Origin of the sequence: Aeromicrobium sp. Root344 (assembly GCF_001425755.1) — a bacterium.
In the GTDB taxonomy this organism is placed as follows: domain Bacteria; phylum Actinomycetota; class Actinomycetes; order Propionibacteriales; family Nocardioidaceae; genus Aeromicrobium.
This window is the reverse complement of sequence record NZ_LMDH01000001.1, coordinates 2656907-2676006: the sequence shown is the minus strand read 5'-3', so window position 1 is coordinate 2676006 and position 19100 is coordinate 2656907. Positions and strand designations below refer to the sequence as shown.

18 protein-coding genes and 1 other RNA gene are annotated in these 19100 nt (G+C 69.6%); 7 read left to right on the top strand and 12 right to left on the bottom strand.

Annotated features, from left to right (window positions below; genetic code table 11):
• Window positions 1-6 precede the first annotated feature (6 nt).
• Window positions 7-555 carry a YqgE/AlgH family protein gene (locus ASC61_RS13150; RefSeq protein ID WP_056212601.1) on the bottom strand — a complete coding sequence of 183 codons (549 nt, stop codon included), beginning with the start codon at window positions 553-555 and terminating at the stop codon, window positions 7-9.
• Window positions 556-618: 63 nt separating this feature from the next.
• On the opposite strand from ASC61_RS13150, the gene ASC61_RS13145 reads away from it, so the two are divergent.
• Complete coding sequence (locus ASC61_RS13145; protein WP_056212600.1) at window positions 619-1368, top strand: MerR family transcriptional regulator; 750 nt, start codon at window positions 619-621, stop codon at window positions 1366-1368.
• Window positions 1369-1436: 68 nt separating this feature from the next.
• Here ASC61_RS13145 and ASC61_RS13140 read toward each other — a convergent pair whose 3' ends face one another.
• Entirely contained in the window at window positions 1437-1949 is a 513-nt protein-coding gene (locus ASC61_RS13140; protein ID WP_056212599.1) for a hypothetical protein, read from the bottom strand.
• Between the two features lie 142 nt (window positions 1950-2091).
• Between ASC61_RS13140 and ASC61_RS13135 the strand changes: the two genes are divergently transcribed.
• Window positions 2092-2742 carry a TetR/AcrR family transcriptional regulator gene (locus tag ASC61_RS13135; protein WP_056212598.1) on the top strand — a complete coding sequence of 217 codons (651 nt, stop codon included), beginning with the start codon at window positions 2092-2094 and terminating at the stop codon, window positions 2740-2742.
• 53 nt (window positions 2743-2795) lie between these two features.
• On the opposite strand, the gene ASC61_RS13130 is transcribed toward ASC61_RS13135, so the two are convergent.
• From ASC61_RS13130 to ASC61_RS13120, 3 genes are read right to left on the bottom strand one after another with little or no spacing between them, the layout of a single operon-like run.
• Entirely contained in the window at window positions 2796-3833 is a 1038-nt protein-coding gene (locus ASC61_RS13130) for a DUF3048 domain-containing protein (protein WP_056212597.1), read from the bottom strand.
• 56 nt (window positions 3834-3889) lie between these two features.
• Window positions 3890-4228 carry a hypothetical protein gene (locus ASC61_RS20110; protein ID WP_200935454.1) on the bottom strand — a complete coding sequence of 113 codons (339 nt, stop codon included), beginning with the start codon at window positions 4226-4228 and terminating at the stop codon, window positions 3890-3892.
• Between the two features lie 2 nt (window positions 4229-4230).
• Window positions 4231-5241, bottom strand: a complete 1011-nt coding sequence (locus ASC61_RS13120; RefSeq protein WP_056212595.1) for an OmpA family protein — start codon at window positions 5239-5241, stop codon at window positions 4231-4233.
• A 109-nt stretch (window positions 5242-5350) separates the two neighbouring features.
• Here ASC61_RS13120 and ASC61_RS13115 point away from each other — a divergent pair, with 109 nt between their 5' ends.
• Window positions 5351-9898 (top strand): ATP-dependent helicase, encoded by a 4548-nt coding sequence (locus ASC61_RS13115; RefSeq protein WP_056212593.1) that lies wholly within the window; start codon window positions 5351-5353, stop codon window positions 9896-9898.
• Window positions 9891-10670 carry a DNA-formamidopyrimidine glycosylase family protein gene (locus ASC61_RS13110; RefSeq protein WP_056212591.1) on the top strand — a complete coding sequence of 260 codons (780 nt, stop codon included), beginning with the start codon at window positions 9891-9893 and terminating at the stop codon, window positions 10668-10670. The genes ASC61_RS13115 and ASC61_RS13110 overlap by 8 nt, the downstream gene beginning before the upstream one ends.
• Here ASC61_RS13110 and ASC61_RS13105 read toward each other — a convergent pair.
• Both ASC61_RS13105 and ASC61_RS13100 read right to left on the bottom strand, forming a co-directional pair.
• Window positions 10667-11713, bottom strand: coding sequence for a hypothetical protein (locus ASC61_RS13105; protein WP_056212590.1), 1047 nt, complete (start codon window positions 11711-11713; stop codon window positions 10667-10669). The genes ASC61_RS13110 and ASC61_RS13105 overlap by 4 nt on opposite strands.
• A 111-nt stretch (window positions 11714-11824) precedes the next feature.
• On the bottom strand, window positions 11825-13303 hold the full coding sequence (locus tag ASC61_RS13100; RefSeq protein ID WP_056212587.1) for a flavin-containing monooxygenase: 1479 nt from the start codon (window positions 13301-13303) through the stop codon (window positions 11825-11827).
• A gap of 108 nt (window positions 13304-13411) precedes the next feature.
• Here ASC61_RS13100 and ASC61_RS13095 point away from each other — a divergent pair, with 108 nt between their 5' ends.
• Entirely contained in the window at window positions 13412-14032 is a 621-nt protein-coding gene (locus ASC61_RS13095) for a vitamin K epoxide reductase family protein (RefSeq protein WP_056212585.1), read from the top strand.
• Here ASC61_RS13095 and ASC61_RS13090 read toward each other — a convergent pair.
• Together ASC61_RS13090 and ASC61_RS13085 are read right to left on the bottom strand one after the other, a co-directional pair.
• Window positions 14029-14319, bottom strand: a complete 291-nt coding sequence (locus ASC61_RS13090; RefSeq protein ID WP_056212583.1) for a 4a-hydroxytetrahydrobiopterin dehydratase — start codon at window positions 14317-14319, stop codon at window positions 14029-14031. The two genes, ASC61_RS13095 and ASC61_RS13090, sit on opposite strands and share 4 nt — an antisense overlap.
• 30 nt (window positions 14320-14349) lie before the next feature.
• Window positions 14350-14835 carry a COG4315 family predicted lipoprotein gene (locus ASC61_RS13085; protein WP_056215662.1) on the bottom strand — a complete coding sequence of 162 codons (486 nt, stop codon included), beginning with the start codon at window positions 14833-14835 and terminating at the stop codon, window positions 14350-14352.
• Between the two features lie 136 nt (window positions 14836-14971).
• Here ASC61_RS13085 and ASC61_RS13080 point away from each other — a divergent pair, with 136 nt between their 5' ends.
• Both ASC61_RS13080 and ASC61_RS13075 read left to right on the top strand, forming a co-directional pair.
• Entirely contained in the window at window positions 14972-15478 is a 507-nt protein-coding gene (locus ASC61_RS13080; protein WP_056212581.1) for a sigma-70 family RNA polymerase sigma factor, read from the top strand.
• Window positions 15475-16143: an anti-sigma factor family protein gene (locus ASC61_RS13075; protein WP_056212579.1), complete on the top strand. Its 669-nt coding sequence runs from the start codon at window positions 15475-15477 to the stop codon at window positions 16141-16143. The genes ASC61_RS13080 and ASC61_RS13075 overlap by 4 nt, the downstream gene beginning before the upstream one ends.
• A gap of 221 nt (window positions 16144-16364) precedes the next feature.
• On the opposite strand, the gene ssrA is transcribed toward ASC61_RS13075, so the two are convergent.
• From ssrA to ASC61_RS13065, 3 genes are all read right to left on the bottom strand, one after another.
• Window positions 16365-16733: a transfer-messenger RNA gene (ssrA, locus tag ASC61_RS19450) on the bottom strand.
• 101 nt (window positions 16734-16834) lie between these two features.
• Window positions 16835-18211: an MFS transporter gene (locus ASC61_RS13070; RefSeq protein ID WP_200935452.1), complete on the bottom strand. Its 1377-nt coding sequence runs from the start codon at window positions 18209-18211 to the stop codon at window positions 16835-16837.
• 11 nt (window positions 18212-18222) lie between these two features.
• Window positions 18223-19098, bottom strand: coding sequence for an amidohydrolase family protein (locus tag ASC61_RS13065; protein ID WP_056212577.1), 876 nt, complete (start codon window positions 19096-19098; stop codon window positions 18223-18225).
• Between the last annotated feature and the right edge of the window lie 2 nt (window positions 19099-19100).

Sequence of the window (19100 nt, the reverse complement as noted above, 5' to 3'; positions counted from 1 at the left end):
CGCGGGTCAGTTGGCGGAGGGGTCGTCGGGGAATGTCGTCCAGAACCTCACGTCGTTGTCCTGGCGTCGCAGGACCTCGCGCCAGAGCGTCTCGGGCTGCGGCGAGATGAGGTCGGCGTCCTGGGCCTCGACGACCAGCCACGCACCCTCCTCGAGCTCGGCCTCGAGCTGGTCCGCGCCCCACCCCGCATAGCCCGCGAACACCCGGATGCCGGCGAACTCGCCGTTGCCCGGCAGCGGTCCCTCGAGGTCGACGAGGCCCACGCGCCCGGCCATCTGGCGCCAGCCGATCGGAGGTGCGACGTCGGCGATGACGCCGAGCGCGAGCGCCGAGTCCATCGCCACGGGCCCGCCGTCGAACAGGCACACAGGTGCGTTGACGAGGCCGGCCCAGTCGGGCAGCACGTCGTCGACCTCGGAGTCGAGCGGCCGGTTGAGGATAACGCCGAGGGCTCCGTCGGCGTCGTGGTCGAGGACGAACACGACGCTGCGCATGAACGGGCCGGACTCGATGGCCGGCGTGGCCACCAGGAGCCTCCCTCGCAACGTGTCCATGCCTCCATGATGCCCCCTGCCACCACGCTCCGCCCGCAATCGAGCTGCCCCTATGATTCCTGCATGCCAGAGGATCCGACGGACGGCGAGGAGTTCACCGTCGACGAGCTCGCCGCGCGAGCCCAGATGACGGTCCGCAACGTCCGGGCGTACGCCGGCCGTGGCCTCATCGAGGCGCCACGACTCGAAGGACGTACGGGCTACTACAACCGCGAGCACCTGCAGCGGCTGCAGCTCATCCGCCAGCTGATCGAGCGCGGCTTCACGCTGGCGGCGATCGAGAAGGCGATCCTCAACGCCCCCCACGCCGCCGGGCACACCCTCGACCTCATCGCGATCCTCGACCAGCCGGACACCGCCGAGCCCGAGACGATGTCGCGCGACGACCTGGCAGCACTGGCCGGGGTGCACCGCGACGACACGCTGATCGAGTCGCTGGTCGGCCTCGGTCTCGTGGAGAAGATCGGCAGCGACCAGGTCCGCCTGATCGAACCGGCGGTCGTACGCTCGGGAGCTGCCGCGGTCAAGCTCGGGCTCGCCCCCGAGACCGTCATCGCCCTGTTCCCTCTGCTCAAGTCCCACCTGCGGACGATCGCCGACGCGTTCGTCCGCGAGGTCGTCAAGGAGCTGGTCCAGCCGTTCATCGACGCGGGGCTGCCCGAGGACGACTGGCCGCAGGTCCTCAGCATCGTCGAGAACCTGCTGCCGATCGCGAGCCAGGTGACTCTGGGAATCTTCCGCTCGGAGTTCCGCGACGCGATCGAGGTCGAGGTCGGCGAGCAGATCACCGGGCTCGCGACGAAGCGGTCCTGAAAAGACACAACCCCGCCCGGCGCCCTGAGGGAGGGCGGCGCCGGACGGGGTGGTCCTGAACCAGAGGACTACGCGGCGATGACGCTGCGCAGCTTGGCGACGAGTCCCATGCGGGGCTCCTCGTCCACGATCTCGATCTCGTCGACCACGGACTCACGAGCGGAGTCCATGATGCGGCGACCGTGACCCGTGAGGTCCGGATGATCCATCGGCACGCCGGCCGAAGCAGCCAGGAAGGCCTGCTCCTTGGCGAATGCCTTGGCGAGCGCGGGTTCGTGGAGATGAGCGTCCAGCAGGGCGCGGGCGCCGGGCATCTCTGCCGCGGCGTTGACCCATGCGGTGACGGCCATCAGCTCGGGGGTCTCGACGCTCTCGCTGACGAGGCGGTCCAGCTGTCCACTGAGGCGCTGGAACCAGGCCATCTGGAGATCGAAGAGAAGCTCGGTCTCGTTCGCGAAGGCACTGCGGCCCTCGTCGACCGTGTCGAGCAGTTCGGTGAGTGTCAGGTCGCGGCGCCGATCGGCGATCGCGAGCAGGTCACGGAGTGTTTCCTTGCGACGGTTGTAAGCATCCCAGGTCATGGTGTGCTCCTTTCTGTTCCCGTCGAATCGAGAGTTCCATACTCTCGGTACGTACTCTCAGTATGTTCGAGACTCGCACCAAAGACAAACCCCCGGTATGTGATTCGCCCCACGAGGGCTGCCGGGCCCTAGACTGGTCGGTATGCCCAACCACGCACGCGTGACGAAGAGCGTCCTGCGGACCGCGCGCAAGACGACGCGGCGCCAGGACTATTCGTCCAGCACCAAGCGGGCCCTCCTGGAGAGCGCCACGACGCTGTTCACCGATCACGGCTATGCCGGCACCTCGCTCGACGAGGTCGTGGCCGCCGCGCGGGTCACCAAGGGCGCGCTCTACCACCACTTCCCCAGCAAGCTCGCGCTCTTCGAAAGTGTGTTCTTCCGGGTGCAGGAAGCCACCGCCAACGACGTCGAGAAGGCCATCAACGCCTCCAAGGACCCGTGGGAGCGGGCCCAGATCGGCCTCGAGAAGTTCCTTGAAGTCTGCCGCGAGCCGCAGTTCCGCCGCATCTGCATGCAGGAGGGCCCCGTCGCCCTGGGCCACGAACGCTGGGCCGAGGCGGAGCGGGCCTCGTCATTCGGCATCGTGCAGCGCACGGTCGACGACCTGCTGGCCGATCTCGGTGGCGGCGGCGAGCTCAACGAGGCGTTCGGCGCGGTGTTCTACGGTGCCATCAGGTCGGCGTCGGAATTCGTGGCCGACGCCGAGGACCCTGAGGCCGCGAGCGAGCACGTGCAGGCGGCCATCGGCACGATCCTCGCCGGCCTGCGCCTGCTGCCCTCGATCGACTGACGCTCGCTCCCGCTCCCTGAGCCGGCCCCTCGCTCCTTGAGCCTGTCGAAAGGTCAGCCGAGGGTGACCTTGCCGTCCCCCTTGGGCACGAGCTCGAAGAAGACCTTGCCCGGATCGATCGTGTACGCCTGGCCGGCCTTGGTCCGGAACGTGATCGCCTCGTCAAGACTCGGCTTGTGCCACTCGACCTCGGTCACGGTGCTGCCGTGGAACACCAGCGCCCGGCCCGAGCCCTCGAACTTGGTCTCCGGGACGGGGTTGCCGGCGGGATCGGTGTAGCCTGCGTCACCGACGCGGCAGAACATCACGATCATCGTGTTGGCCTTGAAGTCCTGCCCGGCCGCGGCATGCCCGTTGGTGCGCTGCCACGTGCCGCCGGCGAGCTTCCAACGGGTGGACGTCGAGTTGGAGAAGCGTACGGTCGCTGCGCGGGTGGTCTTGTGCCGTGGCGGAGCGGGCGGCGTGCCGGTGGTGGCGGCTGGCTTCGCCGTGGACTTCCTGGGCGTCCAGGGCAGGTAGGGGCCGAGGATCCTGGTGGCCTTGGCCTTCTTCGCCACGGTCTTGAGGTTGATCAGCCGGTTGTAGGGGCGCACCTTCAGCGGGTCGCTGCTGAAGCCCGGTGCACCGCCGTCCTCGGAGAACACCGTGACGCCGGCCCGCTGGACCCGCCGGTAGGTGCCGGCCGCGCCGCCGGATGCCACGACCTGGCCGCCGACCGGTGAGGCGATGCCGATGTCGGTGTCGCGCAGTGAACGTACGTGCCCGATCTTGGACGGGATCGTGGAGTAGTAGAACGCCGCGAGTCGCGTCAGACCGCCCTCGACGAGCTCTTCCATCACCAGGTCAGCCTTGTTGAGACCGTACTGGGGAGCGCCACCCTCCGTGTTCTCGATCTTGACGACGAAGACCGGGTTGGCCGGGCGGCCGTGAGGCATCGGGCGACCCGTCAGTGGCGAGATCTCGACGAGCTTCTCAGCGGTGCCCTTGGACGCGTCAGGTGTCGTCGGCTCCTTCTTGCCGTCCGACGACGAGGAGCAGGCGGTCAGGGTGAGGGCCGCCGCAGTGACCGCGACGAGCAGGCGCAACTTCATGCCGCCAGCATGCCTCATGCGCAGGGGCACTCGGCGTACCGCCACGGGCCTGTCGGTCAGGTGTCGTCGGGCCCGGGCTGAGGCGGCGCCTTCTTCGTTGCCGCCTTCTTCGTGGCGGCCTTCTTGGCTGCCACCTTCTTGGCCGGAGCCTTCTTCGCCGCAGCCTTCTTGGCCGGAGTCTTCTTCGCGGCCGTCTTCTTCGCGGCAGCCTTCCTGGCCGGGACCGGGGCCGGCGGCGCGACCGGCTCGGGCTGCTTCATCTGCGGTACGTCCGCCGCACGGGTCGCCTCGCGTTGTCGGAGCACCAGCTCACGTGCGATCCACCCCAGGGCGAACCCGAGCACCGCAGCCAGCAGCAACCACCCGACGATCTCGCCGATCGTGTACGCCGACACGCTCAGTGGCTCGTCACGACGAAGTCGACGCGACGGAACTTCCCGGCCGACGCGCCGACCGTACGACTGTCGGACGCGAACGTCCTTGTGCTGAGCCGCTCGGGGCTCACACCGGCGCGGACCAGGTAGGCCTTGACCGCGGCGACGCGGGCCAGGCCGAGCACCTCCCCCGCGGCCGGGTCGTGCGGTCCCGCGTGAGCACCCGCTCGGAGCTCGACAGCAGGATTGCGGGCGAGGACCTCCGCGACCGAGTCGAGCACCCGCCTGCCGGAGGCACGCAGCCTGGAGCTGTCCGACGCGAAGTAGAGCGTCGCCGTGTTGAGGACGGCCGCATCCGCCTCGGACAAGGGGCCCGGCCGTACGTCCAGACGACCCACGACGTCGAGACCGGGCGCGGCCTGGGCGACCAGGCGGCGTACGTCGTCCGCCCCGGCCCGGCTCTCGATCGAGCCGGACAGGTCGAGCGTGCCGGTGCCGTCGATCGCGAGCCTGAGGCCCTTGACGCCGACGATGTCGCCGAAGACGCCGGGCAGCCGCGCGATCCACGGCGCACCGCCCACGGCCGGGTCGATCATGAGGTCGCCGGTGACCGGGACCGCGAAGTCCTCGGCGACCCGCGCCTTGATGCCCGCGGCCGCATCGGCGTCGGGCACCGTGCCCTCGATCGAGATGCCGGCACCGGTGTGCCTGAGCCTGAGCGTGGGAGTCGTGTCGGGCGGTCGGGGTGCCGGGGTGCCGGTCTGCGCGACGTCGGCCCAACGAACCCCGTCGATCCCCTCGACGATGCGCCGAGCCTTGGCGAGCTGGTCGGCGTCGCTGCCACTGAGCTCGGCCTCCCGGCCGTGGAAGGTGACGCGCACGTCGGCAAGGTCCGCACCGGCGAGCGCGCGTTCGGCCTCGGTCTGGAGGTCGCCGGCCGTCGCCCGCGAGCCGAGCAGTGCGCCGAGCGTGACCGCTGCCAGGAGCGCGACCCCCACGAGCGCGGCGATGCCCTTGAGCCGCTTCTCCGACACTCCCGCTCCCCTTGCCTGGACGTACGGACCGATGCTCAGACTATCCGGCCCGAGCCGCTGGTCCCGGCACTCCCGGGCGCATGTCGGTGGTGGCTGCGACGATGGGACGATGACCGGCACGCTCGACCGATTCGCCCCCGCCACCCGGCAGTGGTTCGACGAGTCCTTCGATGCGCCGACTCCGGCCCAGCTCGGGGCGTGGGACGCGGTCGCCGGCGACGAGCACGTCCTGGTGGTCGCCCCGACCGGATCGGGCAAGACCCTGGCGGCCTTCCTGTCCTCGATCGACCGGCTCATGCATGCCGGCGAGTCCGAGGGCACCCGGGTGCTCTACATCTCCCCGCTCAAGGCGCTCGCGGTCGACGTCGAGCGCAACCTGCGGTCGCCGCTCGTCGGCATCACGCAGGCGGCGGCGCGGCGCGGCGACGAGTTCCGCGAGGTCACGGTCGGCGTCCGCTCCGGCGACACCCCCCAGCGCGATCGCCGGGCCCTCGTGACCCACCCGCCCGACATCTTGATCACGACGCCCGAGTCGCTGTTCCTCATGCTGACCTCGGCCGCACGCGAGACGCTGCGCGCGGTCGAGACCGTGATCGTCGACGAGATCCACGCCGTGGCAGGCACCAAGCGAGGCGCGCACCTCGCGTTGTCGCTCGAGCGGCTCGACGCCCTGCTCGACCAGCCGGCGCGCCGGATCGGCCTCAGCGCGACCGTACGCCCGCACGACGAGGTCGCGCGGTTCCTGGGCGGCGCCTCCCGGGTGGCGGTCGTCGCTCCGGAGTCGCCGGCGCGCCTGGCCCTCGAGGTGCAGGTGCCGGTCGACGACATGACGAGCATCCCGGCTCCGCCCCGCGACGAGGGCAGCGCGGCCCGGGCCCTCGATGACGAGCAGCCACGCGGCAGCATCTGGCCGCACGTCGAGGAAGCCATCATGCAGCGGGTCCTCGAGCACCGCTCGACGATCATCTTCGTCAACTCCCGTGGCGTCGCTGAGCGCCTCACCGCCCGGCTCAACGAGGCCTACGCCTCGCACTCCGGTGCGGAGCCGGTCAGCACCGGCACCGGGCGCCCCCCGGCCCAGCTCATGGGCGGCAGCGCGCAGAGCTCGGGAGCCGAGGCCGTCCTGGCCCGGGCGCACCACGGATCGGTCAGCAAGGAGCAGCGAGCGCTGATCGAGGACGAGCTCAAGTCAGGCCGGTTGCGCTGCGTCGTCGCGACCTCGAGCCTCGAGCTGGGCATCGACATGGGCGCCGTCGACCTCGTCATCCAGGTCTCATCGCCGCCGTCGGTCGCCAGCGGGCTTCAGAGGGTCGGACGCGCCGGGCACCAGGTCGGCGAGGTCTCGCAAGGCGTGACGTTCCCGACCTCGCGCCAGGACCTGCTGGGCGCCGCCGTCACCACCTCGCGCATGCAGCAGGGCCTGATCGAGCGGCTCGACATCCCCGCCAACCCGCTCGACATCCTCGCCCAGCAGACCGTCGCCGTGACCGCTCTCGAGCCGATCGACGTCGAGGAGTGGTTCGACACCGTACGCCGCAGCGCCCCGTTCGCGACGCTCCCACGCTCCGCCTACGACGCGACACTCGACCTGCTCGCGGGCCGCTATCCCTCAGACGAGTTCGCCGAGCTGCGACCCAGGCTCGTGTGGGACCGCGACGCCGGCACGCTGACCGGCCGGCCGGGCGCTCAGCGCCTCGCGGTCACCAGCGGAGGCACGATCCCCGATCGTGGCATGTTCTCGGTCAACCTCGCCGCAGGCACCGACGACTCCGGCGCCAGCCGCAAGGTCGGCGAGCTCGACGAGGAGATGGTCTACGAGTCGCGCATCAACGACGTCTTCGCCCTGGGCGCCACGAGCTGGCGCATCCAGGAGATCACCCACGACCGGGTCATCGTCACACCGGCGTTCGGCCAACCCGCTCGGCTGCCGTTCTGGAAGGGCGACGCGGTCGGCCGGCCCTATGAGCTCGGCGAGGCGATCGGCGGCTTCGTCCGCGAGGCATCGAGTCTCTCGCCCGCCAAGCTGGCGGAGCGCACGTCAGCTCTCGGCCTCGGCCGTCAGGCGTCCGACAACCTCGCGGCCTACCTCCGCGACCAGAAGGAGGCCACGGGTCAGGTCCCGTCCGACCGCACGCTGGTCGTCGAGCGGTTCCGCGACGAGCTGGGCGACTGGCGGGTCGTCCTGCATTCCCCGTTCGGCCGGCGCGTCCATGCCCCGTGGGCTCTCGCGATCGGTGCCCGCATCGTCGAGCGCTACGGCATGGACGGATCCGTCGTGGCGAGCGACGACGGGATCGTCGCTCGCATCCCCGACACCGAGGTCGAGCCCCCGGGAGCCGACCTGTTCGTGTTCGACACCGACGACCTCGACAAGATCGTCACCGAAGAGGTCGGCGGCTCGGCGCTGTTCGCCTCGCGATTTCGCGAGTGCGCCGCACGGGCCCTGCTCCTGCCCCGGCGCAACCCCGGGTCCCGGGCGCCGCTGTGGCAGCAGCGCCAACGGTCGGCCCAGCTGCTCGACGTGGCCCGCAACCACCCGACGTTCCCGATCCTGCTCGAGACGGCCCGCGAGTGCCTCCAGGACGTCTATGACCTGCCGGCGTTGATGGCGCTGACCACGCGGCTGGCGTCGCGAGAGGTCCAGATCGCCGAGGTCACGACCGAGCGCGCCTCGCCGTTCGCCCAGAACCTGCTGTTCGGCTATGTCGCCGCCTTCCTCTACGAAGGCGACACCCCGTTGGCCGAGCGCCGGGCATCGGCGCTGACGCTCGACCCGACCCTCCTCGCCGAGCTGCTGGGCCGCGCCGAGCTGCGTGAGCTGCTCGACCCCGCCGTGATCGAGCAGACCGAGCTCGAGCTGCAGCGCCTGACCGACGACCGGCGGGCCAAGGACGTCGAGGGCGTCGCCGATCTGCTTCGCATGCTGGGCCCACTCACCACCACGGAGGTTGTCGCGCGGCTGCAGCCCGAGGTCGCGATGCATGCCGCGACCTGGCTCGGCGAGCTGCAGGAGTCGCGACGGGTCATCGAGGTGGCGATGGCCGGCGAGGTGCGCTGGGCCGTGGTCGAGGACGCCGGCCGCCTGCGTGACGCGCTGGGAGTCGTGGTGCCGATGGGCGTGCCCGAGGCGTTCCTCGAAGTCACTGCTGACCCGCTGACCGATCTGTTCTCACGCTTCGCCCGCACGCACGGCCCGTTCACGACCGACGAGGCCGCCGCCCGGTTCGGGCTCGGCAGCGCGGTGGTGCTCCAGGTCCTGCGCCGCCTCTCGCGCGACGGTCGGTTGACCGAGGGCGAGTTCCGGCCACAGGCCACCGGCACCGAGTGGGTCGAGCCGGGTGTGCTGCGCCGTCTGCGCTCCCGCTCGCTCGCCGCTGCGCGCCACCAGGTCGAACCGGTCGACCCGGTGACCTACGCCCGCTTCCTCCCGTCCTGGCAGGGCGTGGGTGGCAACCTCCGCGGGCCCGACGGCGTGCTGACCGCGATCGACCAGCTGGCCGGCCTGGCGCTGCCTGCCTCGGCCTGGGAGTCGCTCGTGCTCCCGGCACGCGTACGCGACTACTCCCCGGCCATGCTCGACGAGCTCACGACGGCGGGCGAGGTCATGTGGTCGGGTGCAGGCACCCTTCCTGGCAACGACGGCTGGGTCCAGCTGCACCCGGCCGACCTCGTGCTCCGTGCTGCCGGCACGACCCCGCCCGAGGCCGACTCCCTGCAGGCGACCATCGCCGACGCCCTGGACGGGGGTGGCGCGTTCCTGTTCCGCCAGCTCGCCGACACGGTCGGCACCGACGACCACGGCGCGTTGGCTGACGCCCTGTGGGACCTCGTGTGGTCCGGCCGGGTCAGCAACGACACGTTCGCGCCGGTCCGCACCCTCGTCGGTCGTGGCGGCGCGCACCGCACGACGCGTCCCACGCCCCGGGCCCGCATTCATGGCCGGCGTGCGCGAGCCCCGCGAGTCGCGCTGCAGGGACCGCCGACCGTCAGCGGCCGGTGGTTCGCCCTCGCCGAGACGTCGAGCGACCCGACCAGCCTCCAGCTGGCTCGAACCGAGTCCCTGGTCGGGCGCTACGGGGTGGTGACCCGTGGCTCCGTCATGGCCGAGCAGACCCCCGGCGGGTTCGCGGGCGTCTACCGCGTCCTGCGCGAGCTCGAGCAGACCGGAGCCGTGCTCCGCGGCTATTACATCGAGACCCTCGGAGCGGCCCAGTTCGCGGCTCCCGCCACGGTCGACCGCATGCGCGGTCACGTCACCGACGACGACCGGCCCAGCGATGCAGCGGCACTCACGCTCGCCGCGACCGATCCGGCCAACCCGTTCGGCGCCGCGCTGCCGTGGCCCGAACGCAGCACCGACGACGAGGGCACCCGGCACCGACCGGCGCGCAAGGCCGGATCGCTCGTGGTGATCCACGACGGTCGCCTCGTCGCCTATCTCGAACGCGGCGGGCGCAAGGTCCTGATGTTCGACGACCAGCCCGCACGGCTGGCGGCCGCCGCAGCGTCGCTCGCCACCACCGTGCGCGCCAAGCGCATCAGTCGCTTGTCGATCGAGACCGCCGACGGACAGTCCGTCGCCGGCACACCGTTCGGCGAGGCGCTGCTCGAGGCGGGTTTCGAGCGCACGATCAAGGGCCTCCGCCTCGATGCCTGAGGGCGACACGGTCTGGCGCACCGCACGCCACCTGGACAAGGCGCTCGCGGGCCGAGAGCTGACGCGCACCGACTTCCGCGTGCCCGCCTGGGCGACGGTCGACCTCACCGGCACGTCTGTCGACGAGGTGGTCAGCCGCGGCAAGCATCTGCTGATCCGCACGCCCGAGCACTCGATCCACTCCCACCTCAAGATGGAGGGCGCCTGGCACGTCTACCGGCTCGGCAGCCCGTGGCGTCGGCCGGGCCACACGGCACGCGCGGTGCTGGAGAATGACGAGTGGCAGACCGTGGGCTACTCACTCGGCATCCTCGAGGTGCTGGCTCGCACCGACGAGGACTCGGTGGTCGGCCACCTCGGGCCCGATCTGCTGGGCCCTGACTTCGACCTCGACGAGGCAGCCCGGCGCGTCACTGCCGATCCGGGCCGGCCGGTGTTCCTCGCCCTGCTCGACCAGCGCAACGTCGCCGGGTTCGGCAACGAGTACGTCAACGAGCTGCTGTTCCTGATGGGTCTCGCCCCGGCCCGGCCGGTGGGCGACATCGCCGACGTCCGACGGGTGATCTCACGAGGCCAGAGGATGCTCGATGTCAACAAGTCCCGCATCGAGCGATCGTTCACCGGCAGTGCCCGCCACGGCGAGGAGCGCTGGGTCTACGGGCGAGAGCGCGCGCGCTGCCGGCGGTGTGGCACCCCGCTGCGCAGCGGCTCGCTCGGCGATCAGCCGACCACCGAGCGCAACACGTTCTGGTGCCCGCGCTGCCAGACCTAAAGCTTGCCGAGCGCCGCCCGCTCGTCCGCGAGGTCGTCCAGCAGGATCCGCGCCGACAGCGTGAAGAAGTTCTCCGTCCAGCCTGGCGAGCGTCGCACCTTCTTGTCCTTGGCGTAGGCCGGCCCAAGGGCCAGCACAGCCTTCCTGATGCGCTTCTGCCCCTGCGCGGCGATCTTGTCGAGCTTCTTGTTGCCCTTCGAGATCCCCGGGTTGTTGACGGCCGAACGACTCGTGCGGACGTACCGGTAGTTCTTGAGCTGCTGCTTGGTCGATGCGGTGTAGGCCTGGCCGATCGTGCGGCAGGCCGTCTTGAAGGACGTCTCGGTGCACGCGCTCGAGGTCCACAGCTTCAATCCGGTCGACTCATACATGCGCGTCGCCTTGAGCCGCAGGTCGGCGTACTTGTTCTTCTTCGAGGCGAGCGGCGACACACAGGTGTCAAAGCTCGTGCAGCTGCCATTGCCCTCGGACTGCCCACGCTTGAGGAGGTACTTCGTGGCCTGGTTGAACACCTTCGAGTAGGCGGCGGAGGTCGAGTTGACCTTGATGTTGAAGCGGCAGTCGCGTTCGATCTGCGCCAACGCGGCAGAGGCCCGCTTGACGTACGCCTTCACGACCTTCTGGCGCTTCACCGAGTGGTCGCCGGCGTCGCTGTAGTCCGAGCTGACGGTGCCGAGCAGCCCGCCGCCGTCGATGGTCGGCAGACGGTCGGCCGCGGCCGCGATGTCCTTGCGCGATGCCGCCACGGCATCACACCCCTGCTTCTGTGACCGCCGGCTCTTCGCGGTGTAGACGTCTCCCTTGATCGGAAACGTCGTGCTCGGCACCTTGGCGGTCGCCGCGAGCAGGACCGGCTTGTCCTTGGCCTTCCACGCGGCGTACGCGTCGTCGTAGTCCGACGCCTTGCCCTTCGCTGCCGAGGCCGCGTACAGGAACGACCCCACGACGAGCGCGATCACGACGATCAGGACCGCTCCGAGGACGAGGAGCAACCGTCGGCGGTTGGTGGGCTGGCTCGGTTCGGTCGTGGCAGCGTCGGTCATGCGTTCCCCCAGGCACCTGGTCGTGGCGACACGCCAGAGCAGGTGCGATCCCCCGACGCGCAGCCACCATCATGGACTGCCCGCAGACAAGCTGGCGCATCGCCCCCGGGCTCAGGCGGAGACGGACACCGTGGCCTTCTCAAACACCATGTCCTGCTCCAGGTCGGTCCGCTTCATGTCGTACGAGTCGAGGAGCCAGTTCTGCCGGATCGTCCACGGCGAGCTGGTGCCCTGCTGCGGCAGCAGGTCCGCGACGCGCATGACATAGCCCGAGGTCAGGTCGAGGATCGGCCGTGCCTGCCCGGCCGCACCCTTGGGGTCGGGCATGCCGAACGCGTAGCCCTTGGCGTCGAGGTGATTGAGGTACTGACACACGTACTGCGACGACAGGTCGGCGCGCAGGGTCCACGACGCGTTGGTGTAGCCGACGCACCACGCAAGGTTGGGCACGCCGCTGAACATCAGCCCCTTGTAGACATAGACCTCGTGCGGGTCGACGCGCTGGCCGTCGACCTCGATCTCGAGCTGGCCGAACGCGACGACCTGCAGACCGGTGGCGGTGACGACGACGTCGGCGTCGAGGTGCTGACCGGAGTCGAGCTCGATGCCGGTGGGGGTGAACGTCTTGATCGTGTCGGTGACGATCGACGCCTTGCCCCGGCGAATGACCCGGAACAGGTCACCGTTGGGCACGATGCACAGGCGCTGGTCCCACGGCTTGTAGCGGGGTGTGAAGTGCGTCATGTCGGCGCCCTCGGGCAGCTGGCGCTTGACCCGGCCCAGCAGCAGCTTGGTCGCCGCAGCCGGGAAGCGCCGGCAGAACTGGTAGAAGCCGATCGTGACGATCGCGTTCTTGCGGCGGACCGCCCGGTGCGCGAGGTTCGCCGGGAGCACCTTGCGCATGACCTGCGCGAGCTTGTCCTCGGCCGGCAGCGTCGTGATGTAGGTCGGAGAGCGCTGCAGCATCGTGATGTGCTCGACGTCCTCCGCCATCGACGGGATCAAGGTCACCGCCGTCGCGCCACTGCCGATCACGACGACCTTCTTGCCGGCGTAGTCGAGGTCCTCGGGCCAGAACTGGGGGTGCACGACCTGCCCGTCGAACGAGTCGAGACCGGGGAACTCCGGCTGGAAGCCCTTGTCGTAGTTGTAGTAGCCGCTGCAGAGGTAGAGGAACGACGCGGTCTGCACGATGCGCGCGTCGCCGACCTGCGACGTCACGGTCCAGCGCGCGTCCTCCGACGACCACGACGCCGAGACCACGCGGTGACCGAACTGGATGTGCTCGGCGATGCCGAACTCGTCGGCGGCGTCGCTGATGTAGTCACGGATGTGCTCGCCGTCAGCGATCGACTTGCGGTTGGTCCACGGGCGGAACGGGAAGCTCAACGTGTACATGTCGGAGTCCGAGCGGATGCCCGGGTAGCGGAACAGGTCCCACGTGCCGCCGACGGCCTCGCGTGCCTCGAGGATCGCGTACGACTTGCCGGGGCACTGCTCCTGGAGCCGGTACGCCGCGCCGATGCCGGAGAGTCCAGCTCCGACGATGATGACGTCGACGTGCTCGGGGGTGGTGGTGTCCGCGCTCATGATGACCTCTCACATACTGGTGGTATGTGAAGACTCTAACTCACATAATCCGGTTACGCCAGTGATGTGCCCCACCCCGGGTTGCCCGCTCACCCTAGGATCACGGTTATGACCGATCTGATCGACGACGTCGACACCACGGGCGACGACACCCTCGCGAGCCGCGCGCTCGGGCTCCTGCTGACGATCGGCGGAGCGATCGGCCTGTTCTCCGCCGCGAGGCTCATCATCGAGAAGGTCAACTACCTCCAGGACCTCGCCGACGGCAAGCCGGGCAGCACGTCCTGTGACATCAACCCGATCGTCGGCTGCGGCAAGGTCATCAACACCGACCAGGCCTCGGCGTTCGGCTTCCCCAATCCGATCATCGGTGTTGCCGGCTTCGCGATCGTCGTGGTGATCGGCGTCCTCGTGCTGGCTCGGGTCACGCTGCCGAGGTTCGTGTGGCTGGGCCTCCAGCTCGGCGTGATCTTCGGCATCGCGTTCGTCACGTGGCTGCAGTACCAGAGCATCTACGACATCCACGGCCTGTGCCCCTACTGCATGGTGGTCTGGACCATCATGATCCCGATCTTCGTCTGGGTCACCGCGCGAAACCTGCGTGCGTACGCCCCCGACAACCCGGTCTCGCGGATCGTGACCGAGTGGACACTGCTGATCAACATCCTTTGGTACGTCGCCGTGATCTCGGCGATCTGGTTCCAGTTCGGCAGCGACCTCTGGGCCTAGGCCACCGCCCCGGCCACGCGCTCGAGGACGTTCGCGAGCTGGATGTCGCGGCCGGTGACGCCGCCGACGTCGTGGCTGGTGAGCCGGATGTCGACCCGGTTGTAGACGTTGGTCCACTCCGGGTGGTGGTCCATCTCCTCGACCGGGCCCGCCGCGCGGTTCATGAAGGTGAGCGCCGCGCGGAAGTCAGCGAACTCGTACGTTCGGACGATCGCCTCGCCCTCTTGTGACCAGCCGGGCAGCGACTCGAGGGCTTCTTCGATCTGGGCGTCAGTGAAGGTCGACATGTCTTCGACGATACGTCGGCTCCCCAGCGCTCAGTAGCCCCCGCCGCCGGTGCCGGACGTCTCGGTGACCTTCTTCCCGGCGGGCGACACGACCCACCACGTGCCTCCCTCCGCGCCCTGGCCCTCGGTGTCGCCGGGCTCACCGTCGTCGTGGTACGTGTACAAGGGCCTGCCGTCGAGCGTGACCTGCTTGGCTCCACCGTTGCCCGTGATCGTGCCGACCTTGCCGGTCACCCCGTCGACCTTGGGCTGGTCGGACGAGGACGTGATCGCGGGCCACTCCTCGACGCACTCCCCCGTGCACGCGCTCTTGCCTGAGCCCGGCGAGTCCTTGTCGAACACGTACGCGGTCATGCCCTTGCCGTCGACGACGATCGTGCCGAGCGAGCTGTCGGACGTACCGATGACCGAGCCCTTCGGCGGCACCGCGCCGGCCGAGTCGGAGCCTCCGCATGCCGTCAGGCTGAGCAGGGCGAGCGAACCGCCTGCCACGGCCAGTGTGAGCCTGCTGTTCATGGCGATCACCTGTTCTCGATCTCGCGGGGCGCGGACACGCCCCTGTTGTGAGGACGAGATGGACGCCTGAGGCGTTCAATGAACGGAGAAGGTGAACGAAATGGCCGCGCTTCCCGTTGTAGGGGCTGGAGGACCGATGCCCGAGGACCAGGACGAGCTGTTGCGTGCACTGCACGATGCGCACGCGCCTGCCCTCCTGCGCTACGTCACCCGGCTGACGTACGACCCGGCGTTGGCCCAGGACGTGGTGCAGGAGGCGCTGTTCCGCGCGTGGAGACGCCCAGCCATCCTCGAGCAGGGCGATGCAGCATCGCGCGCCTGGCTGTTCACCGTCGCCCGCAACCTGGTCATCGACGACCGGCGCAGCGCCCGCCATCTGCACGAGGTGACGAGCGAGCGACTGCCCGAGACGTTGCGCGGCGACGGCACCGACGCCACACTCGACCGCTGGCTGGTGGCCGACGCCCTCAGGTCGCTGTCCGCCGAGCACCGTCAGACGGTCGTCAACGCCTACTACCTCGGCCGGTCCGCCGCCGAGGTCGCGCGCGAGGAGGGCATTCCCGAAGGGACGGTCCGCTCACGCATGCACTACGCACTCCGTGCCCTCAGGCTCGCGATGCAGGAAAGAGGTGTCACGCGATGAACGACGATCCGTTCCACGACTGGGACGCCGCGTACGTCCTCGGCCAGCTCGGGCCCGACGACCGACGAGCGTACGAGGAGCACCTGGCCACGTGCACGTCCTGCTCGGCCGCTGTCGCCGAGCTCGCCGGCATGCCCGGCATCCTCGCGACTCTGGGCAAGGACGAGGCGATCGCACTGCTCGAGCCGGTCGAGGTGCCTGAGTCCGACGGCCTCGTGACCCGGCTGGCCACGGCGGCCGTGCGTCGCCGGCGTCGCGTACGCCTCGCGATCGCTGGTGCGGGAGTCGCTGCGGCCCTGGGCCTCGGCGTCGCCGGGTACGCCGTGGGGTCGGCGGATGACGCACCGTCTGGCCAGTTCGCCGCGATGAGCGAGGTGCAGCCGGGCATCATCACCGCCAGCCTGCGGGTCGAGAAGAAGTCATGGGGCACGCGGCTCGACTGGAACTGCCACTACCTCGCCACCAGCGGCTACAGCGCCAAGCGCGTGTACGAGCTCGTCGTCATCGACACGTCCGGCCGCGAGACGATCGCGGCGTCGTGGGTCGCGACGAGCCCCAAGGCGACGTCCTTGTCGACCTCGAGCGCCGTGCCGAAGGGCTCGATCGCCCGTGTCGAGATCCGGGTCGCGGGGTCGCCCGAGCCGTTGACCGAGACGGAGCTGTAGAAGCACCGCTCTCGATTCACTCCGCTGCTTTCACGAGCTGCCGGGATCCTATTCACGAGGAGCGAGCTGCCGGGATCCCTTGTCCGGCGACGCTGGACTGGCGGCTTCGCCGCACTGAGGCGCCGCGTGTCAGGGGCCCACTCGATTCACTCTGCTGGGTTCATGAATGAGAAGTGCCCCCTGCCGACCCAAGAACGGGGTCGGCAGGGGGCACTTCTCATTCGTGGAGCTGCGGGGAATCGAACCCCGGTCCTATGGCGCTGAGTCAGGGCTTCTCCGGGTGCAGTTCGTCTATCGCTTTTTTCGGCCCCGACGCTCGGACGAACGCGTCGCCGACAGGCCCAGTCGCAGAAAAGTCCCGATCACACGCTGCGACGCCGTGTGATCAGCAAGTCCCCTAAATGAGACTGGCGATCCGGAGCGGGAACGCCCCCGGGCCAGCCCTTCACCTATCGCTTAAGCAGCGAGGGCGAAGTCAGTGCGCTTTGAATCGGCACTTGTTGGTTTCCAGAGATCGTTTAAGAGATAACCCTGGATCCTCTACCCGCTTCACCTGAATCGAACGACCTTAGTCGAAACCGATCAGCCCCTCTTGAGTTTTCAAACGCTGCCGAGGCAACGCTTCCATCCTACTCCTGTACAACCTCCGGGCCGCCTCAGGAATTCCAGCAGCGGGTCGTACGGCTTCCGATCAGTCGTCGGCGAGCAGGGCTTCGGGGCTGACAGCACGGCCGTGGATCAGCGCGGCTGCGCACGCTCCGGCGACGACCAGCATGCCGACACAGATCAGGGTGCCCATGCGGAAGCCCGGCGCGAACACGTCCGGGTCGGCGAAGTCCGAGCCGGCGATCCCGGCGATCGGCGGGATCGCGGCGACCGCGAGCAGCGACGCCGTGCGCGCGACCGCATTGTTGATGCCTGACGCGATCCCGGTCTGCATGTCGGGAGCCGCAGCCAGCACCGCCGTCGTGAGCGGCGCGACCAACAGCACCAGGCCGACGCCGAAGATGACCGACCCGGGCAGCACGTCGATCCAGAAGGTGGCGTCCTCGTCGATCATGAGCCACCACAGCAGGCCACCGGCCGCCACCAACGGGCCGAACGTCATGGGCCAGCGAGGGCCGATGCGGGTCGCGAGCGCGCCGGCCTTGGCGGAGAACAGCAGCATCAGGATCGTCGCCGGGATCGTCGAGAGCCCCGCCTCGAGCGGCGAGAACCCAGCGACGTACTGGAGCTGCAGCACCAGCAGGAAGCCCGACGCAGCGAGCGCGCCATAGATCGCGAACGTGCAGATGTTGGCCGCCGTGAACACGCGGTTGGCGAACAGCTCGAGCGGCACCAGCGCGTGCGGCGTGACCTTCTGGTGCACGACGAACGCCACCAGGACGAGAACGCCACCGATCGACCACATCCACGACTTCTCGACCAGCCCGTACGTCAGGAAGGCCAGTCCGGCCGCCGTCAGAGCCGCGCCGCCGAGATCGAGCTTCTTCTGCTCGCCGGTCGTCTCGGGCACGCGCTTGACCGACAGGTAGACCACGGCCGCGGCGAGCGGCACGTTGATCCAGAAGATCGAGCGCCAGCCGACGGAGTCGACCAGCCAGCCGCCGACCAAGGGCCCGATGGCCGTCGTGACCCCGGCGAGGCCCGACCAGACCCCGATCGCCGGGCCGCGGTCCTCGGGCACGAACGACGCCGAGATGATGGCCAGGCTGCCGGGTGTCAGGAGTGCGGCGCCGACGCCTTGCAGGCCACGGGCCGCCACCAGCACCTCGATCGTCGGCGCCAAGGCGCAGGCCACCGATGCCGCGGCGAACCACACGACGCCGACCACGAAGACCCGGCGGCGACCGAGCCGGTCGCCCAACGAGCCGCCGACCAGGATCAGCGCCGCGAGCGTGAGCGTGTAGGCGTTGACGGTCCACTGCTGCCCCGGCAGTCCGCCACCGAGATCACGCGTGATGGCCGGCAGCGCGAGCCCGACGACCGAGCCGTCGAGGAACGCCATGCCGGAGCCGAGGATCATCGCGGCCAGCAGCCACTTGCCCTGCGCGCTCGCGAGTCTCATGCCGTCTCCACTCATGGCGCGACCCCGAACAGCTCGGCGCCGTTGTGCCACAGCACCGAGCGCAGCCACTCGTCGCCGAGGTCGAGGCGTTCGAGCACCTCGACCTGGTGCGCGTACGCATAGGGGATGTTGGGGAAGTCGGTGCCGAACAGGATCTTGTCCTGCAACGCGGCCAGGCGCGGCACCACGCCATCGGGGACCGGCAGTCCCCAGAAGTCGACGAACGCCATCGTGGTGTCGAGCCGCACGTGGGCATAAGTCTCAGCGAGCTCGAGGAATTCCGAGATCTCGGGCATCCCGAGGTGCGCGATGATCAGCGCGAGGTTCGGATGCCGCGACAGCACATCGGCGACTCCGGCGGGGCCCGTGTGCGTCCCGGGCGCGGGGCCGGAGCCGGCATGCAGGACGATCGGCGTGCCGCTCTCCGCGAGGGCGGCCCAGACGGGTTCGAGCAGCGGGTCGTTCGGGGCGAAGTCCCCGACCTGCACGTGCGCCTTGAAGACCTCGACCCCGTCGGCGATGAGCTTCGGCACGTACGTCGCCGCCTCCGGCTCGGGATAGAACGTCGCCGAGTGCAACGCGTCGGGCGTGCTCGCCGCGAACTCCCCGGTCCAGGCATTCATGAACTCGGCGACGCCGGGCTTGTGGGCGTAGGAGAGCGCCGAGAACCGCTTGACCCCCATCGCGCGCAGCTGTGCGACGCGCTCCTCGTCACTCCCCCGATAGGTCACCGGCCAGGGGCGGCCGAGCAGCGGGCCCGCCGAGTCGAAGTAGGCCCAGACCTTGGCGAGGATCGCCGGGGGCATGAAATGCGTGTGGACGTCGACGATGCCCGGGATGCCGAGCTTCTCGGTCCATGCCGGGAGGTCGGCGTCCTGCAGGGCCACCG

Coding starts and splice junctions, on each gene's coding strand:
- ASC61_RS13150 (WP_056212601.1), bottom strand. CDS start 555: ATGGACACGTTGCGAGGGAGGCTCCTGGTGGCCACGCCGGCCATCGAG.
- ASC61_RS13145 (WP_056212600.1), top strand. CDS start 619: ATGCCAGAGGATCCGACGGACGGCGAGGAGTTCACCGTCGACGAGCTC.
- ASC61_RS13140 (WP_056212599.1), bottom strand. CDS start 1,949: ATGACCTGGGATGCTTACAACCGTCGCAAGGAAACACTCCGTGACCTG.
- ASC61_RS13135 (WP_056212598.1), top strand. CDS start 2,092: ATGCCCAACCACGCACGCGTGACGAAGAGCGTCCTGCGGACCGCGCGC.
- ASC61_RS13130 (WP_056212597.1), bottom strand. CDS start 3,833: ATGAAGTTGCGCCTGCTCGTCGCGGTCACTGCGGCGGCCCTCACCCTG.
- ASC61_RS13115 (WP_056212593.1), top strand. CDS start 5,351: ATGACCGGCACGCTCGACCGATTCGCCCCCGCCACCCGGCAGTGGTTC.
- ASC61_RS13110 (WP_056212591.1), top strand. CDS start 9,891: ATGCCTGAGGGCGACACGGTCTGGCGCACCGCACGCCACCTGGACAAG.
- ASC61_RS13105 (WP_056212590.1), bottom strand. CDS start 11,713: ATGACCGACGCTGCCACGACCGAACCGAGCCAGCCCACCAACCGCCGA.
- ASC61_RS13100 (WP_056212587.1), bottom strand. CDS start 13,303: ATGAGCGCGGACACCACCACCCCCGAGCACGTCGACGTCATCATCGTC.
- ASC61_RS13095 (WP_056212585.1), top strand. CDS start 13,412: ATGACCGATCTGATCGACGACGTCGACACCACGGGCGACGACACCCTC.
- ASC61_RS13090 (WP_056212583.1), bottom strand. CDS start 14,319: ATGTCGACCTTCACTGACGCCCAGATCGAAGAAGCCCTCGAGTCGCTG.
- ASC61_RS13085 (WP_056215662.1), bottom strand. CDS start 14,835: ATGAACAGCAGGCTCACACTGGCCGTGGCAGGCGGTTCGCTCGCCCTG.
- ASC61_RS13080 (WP_056212581.1), top strand. CDS start 14,972: ATGCCCGAGGACCAGGACGAGCTGTTGCGTGCACTGCACGATGCGCAC.
- ASC61_RS13075 (WP_056212579.1), top strand. CDS start 15,475: ATGAACGACGATCCGTTCCACGACTGGGACGCCGCGTACGTCCTCGGC.
- ASC61_RS13070 (WP_200935452.1), bottom strand. CDS start 18,211: ATGAGACTCGCGAGCGCGCAGGGCAAGTGGCTGCTGGCCGCGATGATC.